Annotated in this window: 12 protein-coding genes; 9 read left to right on the top strand and 3 right to left on the bottom strand. The window is 59.9% G+C overall.

Features of this window, described 5'->3' with window-relative positions; genetic code table 11:
• Nucleotides 1–47: 47 nt before the first annotated feature.
• Together AC097W_RS17190 and AC097W_RS17185 are read left to right on the top strand one after the other, a co-directional pair.
• A complete protein-coding gene (locus tag AC097W_RS17190; RefSeq protein ID WP_479603846.1) occupies nt 48–1,244 on the top strand; it encodes an ABC transporter substrate-binding protein in 1,197 nt (398 codons plus the stop codon).
• Between the two features lie 11 nt (nt 1,245–1,255).
• A complete protein-coding gene (locus tag AC097W_RS17185; RefSeq protein WP_479603845.1) occupies nt 1,256–1,993 on the top strand; it encodes a response regulator in 738 nt (245 codons plus the stop codon).
• Here the strand turns inward: AC097W_RS17185 and AC097W_RS17180 are convergent.
• Both AC097W_RS17180 and AC097W_RS17175 read right to left on the bottom strand, forming a co-directional pair.
• Nucleotides 1,981–3,720: an FAD-dependent oxidoreductase gene (locus AC097W_RS17180; protein ID WP_479603844.1), complete on the bottom strand. Its 1,740-nt coding sequence runs from the start codon at nt 3,718–3,720 to the stop codon at nt 1,981–1,983. The genes AC097W_RS17185 and AC097W_RS17180 overlap by 13 nt on opposite strands.
• Nucleotides 3,721–3,731: 11 nt before the next feature.
• Nucleotides 3,732–4,004, bottom strand: coding sequence for an oxidative damage protection protein (locus tag AC097W_RS17175; protein WP_479603843.1), 273 nt, complete (start codon nt 4,002–4,004; stop codon nt 3,732–3,734).
• A gap of 189 nt (nt 4,005–4,193) precedes the next feature.
• Between AC097W_RS17175 and AC097W_RS17170 the strand changes: the two genes are divergently transcribed.
• Both AC097W_RS17170 and AC097W_RS17165 read left to right on the top strand, forming a co-directional pair.
• Nucleotides 4,194–4,694, top strand: a complete 501-nt coding sequence (locus AC097W_RS17170; protein WP_479603871.1) for a disulfide bond formation protein B — start codon at nt 4,194–4,196, stop codon at nt 4,692–4,694.
• Between the two features lie 26 nt (nt 4,695–4,720).
• Entirely contained in the window at nt 4,721–5,158 is a 438-nt protein-coding gene (locus AC097W_RS17165) for a hypothetical protein (protein WP_479603842.1), read from the top strand.
• 193 nt (nt 5,159–5,351) lie between these two features.
• On the opposite strand, the gene argA is transcribed toward AC097W_RS17165, so the two are convergent.
• Entirely contained in the window at nt 5,352–6,701 is a 1,350-nt protein-coding gene (gene argA / locus AC097W_RS17160) for an amino-acid N-acetyltransferase (protein WP_479603841.1), read from the bottom strand.
• A 108-nt stretch (nt 6,702–6,809) separates the two neighbouring features.
• Between argA and hrpA the strand changes: the two genes are divergently transcribed.
• From hrpA to lpdA, 5 genes are all read left to right on the top strand, one after another.
• Complete coding sequence (gene hrpA / locus AC097W_RS17155) at nt 6,810–10,730, top strand: ATP-dependent RNA helicase HrpA (RefSeq protein ID WP_479603840.1); 3,921 nt, start codon at nt 6,810–6,812, stop codon at nt 10,728–10,730.
• Between the two features lie 45 nt (nt 10,731–10,775).
• The gene (locus AC097W_RS17150) at nt 10,776–11,006 is read left to right on the top strand and encodes a hypothetical protein (RefSeq protein ID WP_479603839.1); all 231 of its coding nucleotides are present in this window, start codon (nt 10,776–10,778) and stop codon (nt 11,004–11,006) included.
• Between the two features lie 203 nt (nt 11,007–11,209).
• The gene (locus AC097W_RS17145; RefSeq protein ID WP_479603838.1) at nt 11,210–14,098 is read left to right on the top strand and encodes a 2-oxoglutarate dehydrogenase E1 component; all 2,889 of its coding nucleotides are present in this window, start codon (nt 11,210–11,212) and stop codon (nt 14,096–14,098) included.
• Between the two features lie 51 nt (nt 14,099–14,149).
• Entirely contained in the window at nt 14,150–15,421 is a 1,272-nt protein-coding gene (gene odhB, locus AC097W_RS17140) for a 2-oxoglutarate dehydrogenase complex dihydrolipoyllysine-residue succinyltransferase (RefSeq protein ID WP_479603837.1), read from the top strand.
• A 92-nt stretch (nt 15,422–15,513) separates the two neighbouring features.
• Nucleotides 15,514–16,941 (top strand): dihydrolipoyl dehydrogenase, encoded by a 1,428-nt coding sequence (lpdA, locus tag AC097W_RS17135; RefSeq protein ID WP_479603836.1) that lies wholly within the window; start codon nt 15,514–15,516, stop codon nt 16,939–16,941.
• Nucleotides 16,942–16,949: the final 8 nt, after the last annotated feature.

Here is a 16,949-nt window from a genome sequence, read left to right as displayed (position 1 = left end):
AGGACTGGCAACAAAACGCTGCTAGAGTGCAGGCCCATGGAGAATGTATGAAGAAATTGGTGATGACGTTGGTAGCGGCGGTGTCGTTGGGCGCAATGGCCGAGAGCAAACCGATAAAAATTGGCGAAATCAACAGCTACTCCAGCATGCCCCAGTTCACCACGCCTTATCGGCAGGGCTGGCAGCTGGCAGTTGAAGAGATCAATGCCGCTGGTGGTTTGCTGGGCCGCAAGGTAGAGGTTGTGGCGCGAGACGACGCGGGCAAGCCCGAAGAAGCGCTTCGCCATGCGATTGAGCTCACATCCAATGAAAAGGTCGATGTATTGGCGGGAGGATTCCTGTCCAATGTGGGTTTGGCGCTGGCGGATCACGCCGCCAAGAACAAGCGCTTGTTCATAGCCAGTGAGCCTTTGACGGATGCCATTGTTTGGGACAAGGGCAACCGTTACACCTTCCGTTTGCGCCCCAGCACCTACATGCAGGCGGCCATGCTGGTCGAAGAGGCGGCCAAGCTGCCTGCCAAACGCTGGGCCACGATTGCTCCCAATTACGAATATGGTCAAAGCGCGGTCGCCAGCTTCAAGGCGCTATTGCAGGCGCGCCGCCCGGATGTGGAGTTTGTTGCGGAGCAGTGGCCCGCCCTGGGCAAACTGGATGCAGGCACCACCTTGCAGGCGGTGATGCAGGCACGCCCCGATGCTATTTTCAACGTGACCTTTGGTGCTGATCTGGCCAAACTGGTGCGGGAAGGCAATCAGCGCAATGTGTTTCCCAAGACGCCGGTGGTGTCCTTACTATCGGGCGAGCCCGAGTATCTGGACGTGCTGAAGGACGAGACCCCCAAGGGCTGGATCGTTACCGGCTACCCCTGGGACCAGATTGACACCCAAGAGCATGCGTCTTTTGCAGCCAACTACTACAAGAAGTTCAACGAAAACCCCAAGGTGGGCTCGGTCGTGGGTTACGCCACGATGCAGGCTATTTTTGCCGCTATCAACAAGGCCAAAAGTACGGACAACGAAAAACTGGTGGCCACCATGCGCGGGCTGAAGTTTGTGACGCCGTTTGGTCCGGCCGAGTTTCGCGCCATTGACCAGCAGTCCACGATGGGCGCCTTTGTGGGCAAGCTGGATCTGCGTGGCCAGAAGGGCACCATGGTGCAGTGGCGCTATGCCGATGGCAAGAATTATCAGCCGACAGACGCCTACGTGCGCAGTCGCCGTCCGGTGGCCGCAAGCCAGTAGGCAGGGAGCCCATGAAATCCAATGTATGGGTCAAAGTAGTGGGATTCAGCGATGTTGAAAGACACTCGCTCAACACGCTTTTTCGCCTGTCATTTCGCCGGTCACCGTCCTACAGCTTGTGGACTCCAGAGGTGGCATCCCCTGCGCATGTGGCCTTGATCGATGTGGACAGCTATGAAGCCGGGATGGAGCTGGCCTCACCCAGTCTGAATCCCAACCTGAAGATCATCTCTGTCGGAGCCCAATCGCCTGCCAAGGCGTGGCGGTCGTTTCAGCGTCCGGTCGACTGGAACGCGCTGGTTCAGGTACTTGATGGCTTATTTGCCTCTCAGGCAGAGGTGGACATTGATCTTGGCTGGGATGAGCTCCAGGACAAAATTGTGCCCCCTGGCGTGAAGGTTTCGCTCGTGGTGGGAATGGCACGCGACGAGCGACTTTATCTTCGCACCCGCCTGGCCCTGGCCGGTTTGACGGATCTGGATGAGTCCGAGAGCGTTGCACAGGCGGTCACACGCATTTCGCACCGCCACTACGATCTGGTCGTCGTCAGCCTGGAGTTGAAGGACGCCGACCCCTGGGCGCTGGTGCGCACACTCAAGGGCCTGCTGGCTCCGCCCCACGCGGTGATTGTGGTCACTGCCATGCCGTCCTGGACTGCAATGGAGCAAGCGGAACGGTTGGGCTGCACGGGTCTGCTGGAGATTCCCTTCAACCCACGCCAGGTGCTGGGCCTGCTTCAAAAAGTTTGAGAATCGGCGTGGGTCGTGGGCCCCGCTGCGCGCTTGCGGCGTACGCGGTTGGCGTCCAGGCTACGTGACAGGCTGAACTCCACTGGCAAGGGCTCGGCGCCCAGGCGCGCCACCAGCAGTTCGGCGCACAGCGCTGAAAAACTCAATCCCCGTGACCCCATGCCGACGCAGAGCCACAGACCGGGGCACGATGCAATGTCAATGGGGCCGACCAAGGGGAGGCGATCGTGGGTGACGCAACGCGTGGCAGACCACAGTGACACGGGTCCGCGGTCAAGCGTTTGTGCCAGTTCGGCACCCCCTTCGGGCAGCAGGTGCTGCAGGCGCTCCATGTTGGCCGCATGCTGCGCCCAGATGTCGGCCGCAGCCACGGCGTCAACCTCGAACGTGGAGCCTGCAAACCACTGCTCACCGCTGGCCGTGGGTACGTGGGGAATGAAACAACCATTGCCGTTCACCGGTGTGCTTGGCAAATCGGGAAGGATCTCGACGTACGTGCCATGGCTCAGCGTGCCATGAACTGCCTGCAAAGCAACCAGTTTGTCTTGCAGGTCTGACCCTGCGCGGTGGTCCGGGCCCAAGCGATTCAGCAGTGGAGCGCAGCCTACCGCGTTGGCCACAATGACCACTTCAAACCGACCCAACTCCAAACCTTGCGGGTCGTGCAGCAGCCAAAGACCGCCCGTGTGGCTGAGCCGGTGGACTTTGGTTTGCCCGACAAAGCGGACACCTGGTTGGGCCAACCAGGCCTGCACCATCGGTGCCGGCTTGATCCAGGCCGCTTCCGGGTGCCAAAGGGGTGGGGCGGTGTCCCGGCGTTCCATGACGCCGGTGGGATCCCAGTCCTGCCCTTGCACCAGAAAGCGCCTGGCATGTTCCTTCATCAAACGGGTGCCGCTGCGGGACAGACGAGAGCGCGGATTGTCGTCGGCCGATACGTGGGGCACCACCAGACCCGCGGGCAAGCCCGACGCACCGCCGGCCGGCGTGGCTTCCTGGTCAAAAACGGTTACCTGCCAATCGCGCACCGCCATGGCTTGCGCCACACTGGCTCCAGCGATGCCGGCGCCAATGACCGCGCATCGCGCAGGTGGCGGATTCATATGCTGCGACGGGTTTCGGCTGGTCGGGATTTCCCAGCGCGGATTGAAGGTGCCGGTGGTGAACGACTGATCGGTCGCGCGGGCTTTCCATTGAAAACCTGCAGCCTGCATCAGCGCAAACCCCGGCGAGTCTCCTTTCATCGTCGCAATGCAAATGCGGGTACCGCGCTTGCAGCGACGCGCCAACAATTGAGCCGCCCATTTGTTGTCGGGCGCCTTGGCCAAGACCGTATCGGCCTGAAACACCTGTTCGCCCAGCACGGCGTTCACTTCACCGAGGCACAAGGTCAACGAGACTCGGCCACCGTCCAGATTGATCCGGTGGAAACCTGGACCCAGATCCGAACACTGCTCAGCCAGTGCTAGCGAAAAGCGATGCAGATCGGCTACTTCGTGCTGGCAAACAGTCGCCGCAGGCGGGTCAATAGTCGGTGCGGTCGCCGCAATACCGACGTAGTGCAGCATGCGTGGTCTGCGGGCATCCATCTGCCAGGCGCGCCATATCGTCAGGAATTGAGAGCCATCGGCAAAGTCCGTGTCCAGCACCGTCCAGGCAGCCGTGTCGGCCCACGCGTCGGCAAGACCACAGGATGCCAGCCTGTCCACAGGAGTGGTGGCATCCACTGTGGGTGTGATCAGGCGGCGGGAGGCACGTAGCCCTGCGCTGCGTCCGCGCCATCACCAAAGAAATGGTTTTCCATCTGGCGCGCAAGGTACTGGCGGGCGCGGGCATCGGCCAGATTCAGACGGTTTTCATTGACCAGCATGGTCTGGTGCTTGAGCCAGGCCGCCCAGGCTTCCTTGCTGACGCCCTCCCAAATACGTTTGCCCAGTTCGCCGGGGTAGGGCGGAAAGTCCAGACCTTCGGCCTCTTTGCCCAGCTTGATACAGTTGACAGTGCGTGCCATGGATAACCTTTGATTGAAATGAGGGGTGTCTTTGAACACCAACGGACGAATTTTATTCGGTTTGTCGCGCTGGCTCGGCGGGGCAGTATGTTCCCGGTGGGAACTTCAGGGGCAAAATGAACACCAACCTTCGCGCAGAGATGCCGGATGGCGCAATTCTCAACAAGGACCGTGATTTTGAACTTCTTGATGGATCAGTTTGACAACGCGCCCCGGCGCGTTTTGTTGTGGGTGAGCGCTGCGTGCGTGGCCTTGTTGGCATTTGGCCTTTACCTGCAGCATGTGGTGGGTCTGGTGCCGTGCCCAATGTGCATCGTGCAGCGCTATGCTCTTGTTTTGATAGCGGTTTGTGCAGCATTGACGGGGGCTAGCGGCAGAAAGGGCTTGAATGTAACCGGTAGCGTGATCATGGTCATTCTGGCTTTGGCTGGCGCTTATGTGGCGGCGCGCCAGAGTTTTTTACAGTGGTATCCACCCGAGGTGGTGTCCTGCGGGCGCGACCTGTATGGAATGATCGAGACCTTTCCCCTGCAGCGCGCCATCCCCATGATTTTCAAGGGCGGTGGTGATTGCTCCCAGGTGGACTGGACCTTTCTGGGCGGCTCCATCGCTAACTGGTCGTTCTTGTGGTTTTGCGCGATGGCCTTGGTTGGGGCGCTGATGGTGTGGCGCCGTTCGCGTTCTCGCTGAGGCCCTTTCGCAAAAATATTCCCATCGTGCAAATACTGAGAGCTCACTTCAAGGCGGCCATCGCGTATTTCGCCCTCGTGTTGGGCACAGGCTTCGTCCTGGGGACCATTCGCGTTCCGTTTCTCGTCCCCCGACTAGGAGAACGGTATGCCGAGCTTCTAGAAATGCCCATCATGTTTGGCGTAATCGTCTTCGCCGCTCGCTACGTAGTGCGACGGTTCAGCCTGCCTCCCAACGCATCAGTCCGGCTACTGGTTGGCTTCGCGGCACTGGCTTTGGCGGTGCTTGCCGAGTTGCTATTGGCTGCTGCGCTTCAAGATGTCTCAGTCGCGCAGTACATAGCAAGCCGCGACCCCGTGTCTGGCGCTGTTTACCTCTTCGTGCTGTTGCTATTTGCGCTAATGCCTTACATCCTCACGCGCTTTCGCGGCGCGACACCCCCCGGCGGCCAAAGCCAGGTCTAGTCAACGCGGCAACACCGACCTGAATGACGGCGTGAGGCTGGACGGTATCAAGTATCACAGCCGTACCCCGGGTCAGTGTGATTCGATAACCGGTAGACGGAAAATGCAGGTCGAGGCCCTGTCCTCGCTCAGGAAGCGATTGTTTGGTAAGCCACGCCTGACCGAGCGTCGCAGAACCTGCAGGAGCCCCGCGCTATCCGAGCTTCTTCACCAGCACCTGGCTCTTGCGGTCCCAGTTGTATTTGCGCTTACGCGCCTCGGGCAGCCACTCCGGGTCCACCAGCGCAAACCCGCGTTTGAGAAACCAGTGGGTGGTACGCGTGGTCAGCACAAAGATGCTCTCCAGTCCAGAGGCCTTGGCACGCTGCTCCACCCGTTTGAGTACCCGCTCGCCGTCGCCCTGGCCCTGCACGTCGGGCGATACGGTCAACGCCGCCATTTCCGCCGTGCGGGCTTCGGGGTAGGGGTACAGGGCCGCGCAGGCAAAGATCACTCCGTCGTGTTCGATCACCGTGTAGTTGCCCACGTCGCGCTCAATCTCGGTGCGGCTGCGCTTGACCAGCGTGCCGTCTTTCTCAAAGGGCTCAATCAGTTGCAGAATCCCGCCGACATCGTCTACCGTGGCCTCACGCAGGCTCTCCAGCTTTTCGTCCACCACCATGGTGCCAATGCCGTCGTGCACATAGACCTCCAGCAGGATGGAGCCATCCACCGAAAACGGAATGATGTGGCTGCGCTCGACGCCGTTCTTGCAGGCCTTGACGCAGTGCTGCAGATAGAAGGCGGTGTCTGTGGGCTGGTTGGCGGCGGGCAACTCGGTCAACAGCTTTTCGGCTGCAGCCAAAGGAAGTTCCGTATCGATGGGGTTGTCGTCCGATGCCACTTCAAAGGGCCGCAGGCGGATGCCAGGCACTTCGGTGACAAAAATCAGTTTGTCGGCCTGCAGCGCCGTGGCCACCGAGGTCGCCACCTCTTCCATGGTCAGGTTGAAGGCTTCGCCCGTGGGTGAAAAGCCAAACGGGGAGAGCAGCAGCATGGCGCCCATGTCCAGCACGCGGGTGATGCCGGCAATGTCGACCTTGCGCACCAGGCCCGAGTGCTGAAAGTCGACGCCGTCTACAATGCCCACCGGTCGGGCCGTAATGAAGTTGCCCGATATGACGCGCACCGTGGAGTCCGCCATGGGCGTATTGGGTAGCCCCTGGCTGAAGGCGGCTTCTATTTCGTAGCGCAGTTGGCCAGCCGCCTCTTGTGCGCAGTCGAGCGCCACTTCGTCGGTAATGCGCATGCCGTGGGAATAGCGAGCAGCATGGCCTTTGGCTTTGAGTTGCTCGTTGACCTGGGGCCGAAAGCCGTGCACCAGCACAATTTTGACGCCCATACTCTGGATCATGGCCAAGTCCTGGGCCAAGTGGTGCAGTTTGCCCGCCGCAATGGCTTCGCCGGCAATGCCCACCACGAAGGTCTGGTTGCGAAACTTGTGGATGTAGGGCGCCACCGAGCGAAACCAGGGAACGAAGGTGAAATTGAAAACAGAGGTCATGGTGCGCAGGCAGTGGGGGCGGTTGAGAGCAACAGGGCGGCCAGGGGAAGGCCAAGGCAGGGATAATCTGCGATTCTCTACGAAGTTAGTACCTTGACCACTTGCCCCTTGCAAATCGACTTTCCTGAATCGCTCCCGGTGTCGGGTAAACGCGACGAGATCACGGCCGCCCTGCAGGCCCACCAGGTGATCATCGTTTGCGGCGAAACCGGCTCGGGTAAAACCACCCAGCTCCCCAAAATTGCGTTGGCCATGGGGCGTGGCAAGCTCAACTACCCGCCGGGCACGCGGCCCAAGCTCATTGGTCACACGCAGCCGCGACGCATTGCCGCCAGCAGCGTGGCCAAGCGCATTGCCGAAGAGTTGAAAACACCACTGGGCGATGTGGTGGGTTTCAAGGTGCGTTTTCAGGACCGGTTGGGTCGCGATGCATCCGTGAAGCTGATGACCGACGGTATCTTGCTCGCCGAGACGCAAACCGACCCGTTGCTCAATGCCTACGACACCATCATCATTGACGAGGCGCACGAGCGCTCTCTGAACATCGACTTTTTGCTGGGCTACCTGCGCCAAATTCTGCCGCGCCGCCCGGACCTGAAGGTGGTGGTGACGTCTGCTACGATTGACGCACAGCGCTTTGCCGACCATTTCAAATCCAGCAAGGGGCCTGCACCCGTCATCATGGTGTCGGGCCGCATGTTTCCGGTGGAGACGCGCTACCGGCCCTTTGAAGAGAGCCGTGAATACGACCTGAACAACGCAATAGCCGACGGCGTGGACGAGCTCTGGCGCGACCCGCATAACAGTGGTGACATTCTGGTGTTCCTGCCCGGAGAGCGCGAGATCCGTGAGGCCGCCGACCACTTGCGCAAGCACCTGAGCCACCAGCCCATCATGCGCAGCGCCGAGGTGTTGCCGCTATTCGCCCGCCTGAGCCCCGCCGAGCAGGACCGCATTTTTGATGGGCACACTGGCCGGCGTGTGGTGCTGGCTACCAATGTTGCCGAAACATCGCTCACGGTTCCAGGCATTCGATACGTCATTGACGCAGGCACAGCACGCGTGAAGCGCTATAGTTTTCGTAGCAAGGTAGAGCAGCTGCTGGTCGAGCCCATTAGCCAGGCAGCCGCCAATCAGCGGTCCGGGCGCTGCGGGCGGGTGGCCAACGGCATCTGCATCCGGCTGTACGACGAGAAAGATTTTGCCGGACGCGACCGGTTTACCGATCCCGAAATTCTGCGGTCATCGCTGGCCGGGGTGATTCTGCGGATGAAGTCGCTGCACCTGGGGATAGTGGAAGACTTTCCGTTTCTGGAGCGGCCCAGTGGACGCGCCATTGCCGATGGCTACCAACTGCTCAATGAGCTGGGGGCGGTGGACGATGCCAATGAGTTGACTCCCATGGGCCACGAGCTGGCCAAGTTGCCGCTGGACCCGCGGGTGGGTCGCATGATTCTGGAAGCCCGGTCGCGTCAAGCACTGGACGAAGTGCTGGTGATTGCCTCGGCGCTCAGCGTTCAGGACGTGCGCGACCGGCCCATGGAAGCGCAGCAGCAGGCGGATCAGGCGCATGTGAAGTTTGATGACGAGAAGAGTGAGTTTGTGGGTTACCTCAAGCTGTGGAAGTGGATACACGATGCGCGGGGCGAGAAGGCCGCGGGAATCGCGCCTTCGCACAAGCTGACCAACCGCCAATACGAGCAACTGCTGCGCCAGAACTTCGTCAACATTCGTCGCGTGCGGGAGTGGAAAGACATCTATAGCCAGTTGCACACGGTGGTGGCCGAGCACAAGTGGCAGCTCAATGCTGCGCCCGCCACCTACGAGCAATTGCACCTGTCCATGTTGGCGGGTTTGCTGGGCAACATTGGCTACAAGGCGGAAACCGAAGGCCCGTCGGGCGAATACCTGGGTGCGCGCGGCATCAAGTTTTTTGCGCACCCCGGCGCGCACCTCGCCAAGAAGCCGGGCCGCTGGATTGTGGCCGCCGAGCTGGTGGAAACTACGCGACTGTTTGGCCGCGGCATTGCCAATATTGATCCCACCTGGCTGGAGCAGGCGGGCGGCCATTTGCTCAAGAAGCAGTTGCTGGACCCGCATTGGGAAAAGAAGGCTGCCGAAGTAGTCGCGCTGGAGCGCGCCACGCTCTACGGCATCGTCATTTACAGCGGGCGGCGCACCAACTATGGCCGGGTCGATCTGGTCGGTGCGCGTGAAATCTTCATCCGTGAGGCCCTGGTCGACGGTCAATGGGAAACGCCATTGCCCTTTTTGGCGGCCAACCAGAAGATGGTGCGCCAGGTGGAAGACCTGGAGCACAAAGCCCGCCGACAGGACGTGCTGATCGACGATGAGCTGATCTACGCCTACTACGACCAGCAACTGCCCACCGATGTGTGCAGCGGCTACAGTTTTGAGCGCTGGTACCGGGAAGAGGTCAAGAAGCAGCCCAAACTGCTCTTGCTCACCCGGGAAGAACTCATGCGCCACGAGGCGGCGGGCATCACGACCGCGTCTTTCCCCAAGACCTTGCGCCTGGGTGGCGTGGACTGTGCCGCCAGCTACCTGCACGAACCCGGTGATGCGCGCGATGGGCTGACGGTGACCGTGCCGCTGTTTGTGCTCAACCAGCTGAACGACGAGCGCTGCGAATGGCTGGTGCCGGGCATGCTGAAGGACAAGGTACAAGCCCTGCTCAAAACGCTGCACCAGCGCCCGCGCTCGCGTCTGGTGCCGCTGCCTGACACCGCTACCAAATTTGCCGAGAAGTTGAACGAGCCTGAACGGTTTGGGCATGGCGCCTTGATCGACGCCGTGCTGAAGCTGGTGCGCGAAGCCACCTCCCTGGATATTGCCCGGGCCGACATCAAGGCCGACATGTTGACGCCGCATTTCTTCATGAACTTTCGCGTGGTCGATGAACATGGCCGCCAAATGGGGCAGGGTCGCAATCTGGCGGCCTTGAAGGCCGAATTGGGCGCGCAGGCACGTGGCGCCTTTCAGGCGCTCGCCAGTTTGAAGCTGGCGCACGTGGGTTTAGCATCAAATAGCCCGCTAGCCCCCGTAGATACTGCGCAAGCAGCTATTAAAAATGGAGCAACGCCGGCGGCGGCTTCCGCGCAATCCAAGCCCCTACTGCCGTCGCCGTCCATCACCGGGCAGCGCTACACCGCCTGGACCTTTGGCGAGCTACCGGAGCTTCTGGAGATTCAAAAGGGCGGCCAGACCCTGATTGGTTTTCCTGCACTGATTGATGCCGGCGACGCCGTCACCGTTGAAGTATTCGATGAGCCTGAAATCGCGGCAACCAGGCACCGTGCGGGCCTGCGCCGCCTGTTTGCGCTGCAAATCAAGGACGCGCTGAAGTACCTGGAAAAAAACATCCCCGATCTTCAGAAGATGGCGGTGACCTATATGCTGGTGGGCAAGGCGGACAACGGCACTGGCGGGGGAACGCTGGAAGAATTGCGCGACCAGATCATCGCCGTGGCGCTGGATCGCGCCTTTCTGCTGGAGCCGCTGCCGACCGACGAATTCGCCTTCAAGCGCCGGATTGAGGAGGGTCGTGGTCGTCTGACGCTGATCGCAACCGAGGTTGCGCGTCTCGCGAGCACCATCTTGCTGGAGTACGCCACAGCAGTCCGGAAAATCAAGGACACCAAGAGTGCCCCTGATGCCGTGGCTGACAGCACACAGCAACTGCAACGCCTGGTTCCCAAACGCTTTTTGCAGGCGGCTCCCTGGCCTCGCCTTCAGCATGTGGCGCGCTACCTCAAAGCCATCACCCAGCGTCTGGACAAATACCGTGCGGATCCTGCCCGCGACGCCACCCGCCTGGCCGAGTTGCGACCGCTGGAGCAGCGTTACTGGCGTCTGGTGGCGGAGCGAAAGGGCGTAGTGGACGAACGCATGCAGGAGTTCCGCTGGCTGCTGGAAGAGCTGCGGGTGAGCTTTTTTGCACAGGAGCTGCGCACGCCGCAACCGGTGAGCGTGAAGCGACTGGACAAGGCCTGGGCGCAAATGGGGTAGTTGGACCCCTAGAATGGTGTTTTAGCTTCAAGGGAGTGGTGCGCGATGGCTACCGATCACAGTTTCAAATACCGCGGACATCATTTGCACTGCGGCCCCATTGCCATGGCGGACGGCCGCTTTGGTGCGCAAGTGGTGGTTGCCGAGGATGCGGGGGATTCGGTGCATGAGCGCCGGTTTGCAGATCTGGACTTCTTCCTGACTGAAGCCGAAGCCGTGGCCCATGGCAAGGCCACAGGCGAGCGCGTGGTGGACGAGAAGCTGGTCGCAAAGTAGCCCAACGCAAGCCATCTGTAAGCGGGCGTTCCGATACTGGGTGGCTCTGTGCCACGCATTCGGTGGCACAATGCGTGCAGTTACTAGGCCCCTTCCATGCCACAGTCGCATCCGCCAAACGGTCCAGCCGTGCCGCGGAAGGTTAATCAACACCAGCTTTAACCAGCTTATGTTTCCTACAGGGAAACGGAGGTCAGCGGAATATGAGTGAGACAACGTCCCAGAAGACGACGCCCGCGTCGATTTATCAAGCCTATGCAGGCAATACGTACCTTTTCGGTGGCAATGCGCCATACGTCGAAGAGATGTACGAAAACTACCTCGCCAACCCCGGCAGCGTGCCCGATAGCTGGCGCGATTACTTCGATGCACTTCAGCACGTACCCGCGGTGGACGGCAGCAATGCCAAAGACGTTCCTCATCTGCCCGTAGTCAATGCTTTTGCCGAGCGCGCCAAACAGGGCGGCACCAAGGTGGTCGTTGCCAGCGCCGATGCCGAAATGGGCCGCAAGCGCACTGCTGTGCAACAGCTGATCGCGGCCTACCGTAATGTGGGCGCCCGTTGGGCCGATCTGGACCCACTCAAGCGCACCGAGCGCGCCAATATTCCCGAGTTGGACCCCGCTTTTTACGGGTTCAGCGATGCCGATCAGGAAGCGGTGTTTGACACCAGCAACACCTTTTTCGGTAAAGACCGCATGGCTCTTCGTGAGCTGATGAATGCCCTGCGTGAAACCTACTGTGGCACTGTTGGCGCCGAGTACATGTACACGACGGACCAGAACCAGAAACGCTGGTGGCAACAAAAGCTCGAAGCCATTCGCAGCAAGCCTAACTTTGCTGCAGAGAAAAAGCTTCACATTCTGGATCGCCTGACAGCCGCCGAAGGCCTGGAGCGTTTTCTGCACACCAAGTATGTGGGGCAAAAGCGCTTCTCCCTCGAAGGTGGTGAGAGTTTCATCGCCTGTATGGATGAGTTGATTCAGGGCGGCGGTTCCGTCGGCCTGCAGGAAATCGTGATCGGTATGGCCCACCGGGGTCGCCTGAACGTGCTCGTCAACTCGCTGGGCAAAGTGCCCGCCGATTTGTTTGCCGAGTTCGATCACACAGCGCCAGAAGATCTGCCAAGCGGTGACGTGAAGTACCACCAGGGCTTTAGTTCTGATGTGACGACCCCTGGCGGCCCTGTCCACCTGACGCTGGCATTCAACCCATCGCACCTCGAAATCGTGAATCCGGTGGTGGAAGGCTCCGTGCGTTCGCGCATGGACCGCCGCGGTGACCCCAAAGGCCTGCAGGTGTTGCCCGTGCTGGTGCACGGCGATGCCGCCTTTGCAGGCCAGGGCGTGGTCATGGAGACGTTGGCCTTGGCCGAAACCCGTGGTTACTCCACAGGCGGCACGGTGCACATTGTCATCAACAACCAGATCGGTTTCACCACCAGTGATCCGCGCGATAGCCGTTCCACGCTGTATTGCTCGGACGTGGTCAAGATGATTGAAGCGCCCGTTTTGCACGTGAACGGCGATGACCCGGAAGCCGTGGTGCTGTGCACGCAGCTCGCACTGGAATACCGCATGGCCTTCCAGAAAGACGTGGTGGTCGACATCATCTGCTTCCGCAAACTGGGCCACAACGAGCAGGACACACCGGCGCTGACCCAGCCGCTGATGTACAAGAAAATTGCGGTTCACCCCGGTACACGCCGTCTCTATGCGGACAAGCTGTCGGCGCAGGGCTTTGGCGAAACCCTGGGTGATGACATGGTCAAGGCCATGCGCGCAGCACTGGATGCGGGCAAAAACACCTTCAACCCGGTGTTGACCAACTTCAAGAGCAAATACGCAGTGGACTGGACACCGTTCGTCAACAAGAAGTGGACTGACGCAGGCGATACGGCCATTCCATTGACTGAATGGAAGCGCCTTGCCGAGAAGCTCACCACCATTCCCGCCACCATCACGCCGCACTCTCTGGTGAAGAAGGTCTACGACGACCGTGCAGCCATGGGTCGCGGCGAGATTCCCGTGGACTGGGGCATGGGCGAGAGCATGGCTTTTGCCTCCCTGGTGGCCAGCGGTTACCCGGTGCGCCTGAGCGGTGAAGACTGTGGTCGCGGTACCTTTACCCACCGCCACGCGGTGATTCACGACCAGAATCGTGAAAAATTTGACGAAGGCATTTACACACCCCTGCAAAATGTGGCACCTAACCAGTCTTCGTTCACAGTGATCGACTCGATCCTGTCCGAAGAGGCGGTGCTGGCGTTTGAATACGGTTATGCCTCTAACGACCCCAACACGTTTGTGATCTGGGAAGCGCAGTTTGGCGACTTTGCCAATGGCGCACAGGTTGTGATTGACCAGTTCATTGCATCCGGTGAAGTGAAGTGGGGCCGTGTGAACGGCATCACCATGATGTTGCCGCACGGGTATGAAGGCCAGGGCCCAGAGCACAGCTCGGCGCGTCTGGAGCGTTTCATGCAGTTGTCGGCTGACACCAATATGCAGGTGATCCAACCCACGACGGCCAGCCAGATCTTCCACATTTTGCGTCGCCAGATGGTGCGCAATCTGCGCAAGCCCCTGATCATCATGACGCCCAAGTCGCTGTTGCGTGCCAAGGATGCCGCGTCCCCGTTGTCCGAGTTCACCAAGGGCTGTTTCCAGACCGTGATTCCTGAGAACAAAGAGCTCAAGGGTGACAAGGTCAAGCGCGTTGTGGCGTGTTCGGGCAAGGTCTATTACGACCTGGTCAAGAAGCGGGAAGAAAAGGGTATCGAAGACGTTGCCATCATCCGCGTCGAGCAGCTCTATCCGTTCCCGCACAAAGCATTTGCGACGGAATTGAAAAAATATCCCAATGCCACCGATGTGGTGTGGTGCCAGGACGAGCCACAGAATCAGGGTGCCTGGTTCTTCGTTCAGCATTACATCCATGAAAACATGGCTGACGGCCAGAAGCTGGGCTACTCCGGCCGCGCCGCATCGGCGTCACCTGCGGTGGGTTACTCACACCTGCACCAGGAACAGCAAAAAGCATTGGTTGAGGGTGCGTTTGGCAAGCTCAAAGGCTTCGTGCTTACCAAGTAAGCGAAGCAAGTTCCAAAGCAAACCTCAGAAACAAAACACGGAAAGTTCAAAATGGCAATCGTTGAAGTAAAAGTTCCCCAGCTGTCTGAATCAGTGGCAGAAGGCACCCTGTTGACATGGAGGAAGAAGCCCGGTGAAGCCGTGGCAATCGATGAAATTCTGGTGGAAATCGAGACTGACAAAGTCGTGCTCGAAGTCCCGGCACCTGTCGCTGGCATCATGTCCCAACTCGTTCGGGCGGACGGCTCCCAGGTCGTCAGTGAAGAGGTGATTGCGCGCATTGACACCGAGGGTTCAGCCCAGACCAGCCCGCTGGCAATCAAGGCGGTGGAACCGGTTGTAGCGCCCGTACCGCAAGCGACGGCCGCAGCCGCATCCAACAGCAAGAGTGACGTGGCCATGCCCGCAGCCGCCAAGCTCTTGGCCGACAACAACCTGTCAGTCAGTGCCGTCACCGGTACAGGCAAAGATGGCCGCGTCACCAAGGGTGACGTGCTGGGTGCTGTAGCGGCGGGACCTGCTACAAAAACAGTAGCGGCTTCCGCAATCCCCACGGGGGCTCCGACCACTTCTTTGCCTCAAGTAGTAACCCGTCCAGGCAGCATGGCGGATTCGCTTGCTGGGCGACCTGAACAGCGCGTGCCGATGAGCCGTCTGCGTGCCCGTGTGGCTGAGCGGTTGCTGCAGTCGCAATCTACCAACGCCATTCTGACCACGTTCAACGAAATCAACATGGCGCCGGTGATGGACATGCGCAAGCGCATGCAGGAACGTTTCGAAAAAGAGCATGGCGTCAAACTGGGCTTCATGAGCTTCTTTGTGAAGGCCGCTGTGCACGCACTGAAGAAGTTCCCCGTGTTGAACGCCTCGGTGGATGGCAACGACATCGTCTACCACGGCTTCTTTGACGTGGGCATTGCCGTGGGTTCGCCCCGTGGTTTGGTGGTGCCGATTCTGCGCAACGCAGACCAGATGAGCTTTGCCGACATTGAGAAGAAGATTGCCGAATTCGGCACCAAAGCGCGCGATGGCAAGCTGGGCATGGAAGAAATGACCGGCGGAACCTTCTCCATCTCCAATGGCGGAACCTTCGGCTCCATGATGTCCACACCCATCATCAACCCACCGCAATCGGCGATTCTGGGCGTGCACGCCACCAAAGACCGTGCGATGGTCGAGAACGGCCAGGTTGTGGTTCGTCCCATGAACTACTTTGCCATGTCCTACGACCACCGCATCATCGACGGCCGCGAAGCCGTGCTGGGCCTGGTGGCGATGAAGGAAGCGCTGGAAGATCCTGCCCGTTTGTTGTTTGACATTTAGTAGCCTCCCCGGCTTGCCCCCCTGCGTGTGGCCGCTTTCCCTCTTGCAGGGGGGACACCAGCGGTCCGGAAACCTTTAATTTTGGAATCGCTATGAGTAAACAGTTTGATGTGATCGTTGTTGGTGGCGGCCCCGGCGGCTACATTGCGGCCATTCGCGCGGCCCAACTGGGCTTTAACGTAGCCTGTATCGACGAATGGAAGAACGAAAAAGGCGGCCCGGCATTGGGCGGCACCTGCACCAACGTGGGTTGCATTCCCTCCAAGGCGCTACTGCAGTCCAGTGAGCACTTTGACCATGCCAACCACCACTTTGCCGAGCACGGCATCAGCGCCAAAGACGTGAAGATGGACGTGACAAAAATGCTGGCCCGCAAGGACATGGTTGTGAAACAAAACAACGATGGCATTCAGTACCTGCTCAAGAAGAACAAGATTGCGTTCTTCCATGGTCGCGCCTCATTCGTCAAGGCCGTTGAGGGCGGCTACGAGATGAAGGTGGCCGGCGCCGCTGAAGAGTCGCTGACCGGAAAAAACATTATTCTCGCGACAGGCTCCAACGCCCGTGCTTTGCCTGGCACACCGTTTGACGAGGAAAATATTCTCTCGAATGATGGTGCGTTGCGCGTGGGCGCGGTGCCTAAAAAGCTGGGGTTGATCGGCTCCGGAGTCATCGGTCTGGAAATGGGCTCTGTCTGGCGCCGTCTGGGTGCAGAAGTCACCATTCTGGAAGGCTTGCCCACGTTTCTGGGTGCAGTGGACGAACAGGTGGCCAAAGAGGCGCTCAAGGCCTTCACCAAGCAAGGTCTCAAGATTGAACTCGGCGTCAAGGTCGGTGAAATCAAATCCGGAAAAAAGGGCGTGTCCATTGCCTATACCAATGCCAAGGGCGAAGCCCAGGCACTGGACGTCGACAAGCTCATCATCTCCATCGGCCGCGTACCCAATACCATCGGTTTGAACACCGAATCGGTGGGCTTGGCCTTGGACGAACGGGGAGCCATCGTGGTGGACGGCGATTGCAAGACCAATCTGCCAGGCGTCTGGGCGGTGGGCGACGTGGTGCGTGGCCCCATGCTGGCGCACAAGGCCGAGGAAGAGGGCGTGGCCGTGGCCGAGCGAATTGCCGGTCAGCACGGGCATGTCAATTTCAACACCGTGCCCTGGGTGATTTACACCAGTCCCGAGATTGCCTGGGTGGGCCAGACCGAGCAGCAGCTCAAGGCCAGCGGCCGCGCCTACAAGGCGGGCTCGTTCCCTTTCCTGGCCAATGGCCGTGCCCGTGCACTGGGTGACACCACCGGATTCGTCAAGTTCCTGGCCGATGCCACGACCGATGAAATTCTGGGCGTGCACATTGTCGGTCCACAAGCCAGTGAGTTGATTTCCGAGGCTGTCGTGGCCATGGAATTCAAGGCCAGTGCGGAAGACATCGCCCGCATTTGCCACGCGCATCCGTCCCTCAGCGAGGCCACGAAGGAGGCTGCGCTCGCGGTCGACAAGCGCACTCTGAACTTCTGATTGTTATG

Source organism: Rhodoferax sp. GT1R46 (assembly GCF_056521285.1).
This window is presented reverse-complemented; position numbering and strand designations above follow the sequence as displayed.

Bases quoted from the DNA above. Each gene is read 5' to 3' on its own strand.
- AC097W_RS17190 (WP_479603846.1), top strand. From the start codon at position 48: ATGAAGAAATTGGTGATGACGTTGGTAGCGGCGGTGTCGTTGGGCGCA.
- AC097W_RS17185 (WP_479603845.1), top strand. From the start codon at position 1,256: ATGAAATCCAATGTATGGGTCAAAGTAGTGGGATTCAGCGATGTTGAA.
- AC097W_RS17175 (WP_479603843.1), bottom strand. From the start codon at position 4,004: ATGGCACGCACTGTCAACTGTATCAAGCTGGGCAAAGAGGCCGAAGGT.
- AC097W_RS17170 (WP_479603871.1), top strand. From the start codon at position 4,194: ATGGATCAGTTTGACAACGCGCCCCGGCGCGTTTTGTTGTGGGTGAGC.
- argA (WP_479603841.1), bottom strand. From the start codon at position 6,701: ATGACCTCTGTTTTCAATTTCACCTTCGTTCCCTGGTTTCGCTCGGTG.
- AC097W_RS17150 (WP_479603839.1), top strand. From the start codon at position 10,776: ATGGCTACCGATCACAGTTTCAAATACCGCGGACATCATTTGCACTGC.
- AC097W_RS17145 (WP_479603838.1), top strand. From the start codon at position 11,210: ATGAGTGAGACAACGTCCCAGAAGACGACGCCCGCGTCGATTTATCAA.
- odhB (WP_479603837.1), top strand. From the start codon at position 14,150: ATGGCAATCGTTGAAGTAAAAGTTCCCCAGCTGTCTGAATCAGTGGCA.
- lpdA (WP_479603836.1), top strand. From the start codon at position 15,514: ATGAGTAAACAGTTTGATGTGATCGTTGTTGGTGGCGGCCCCGGCGGC.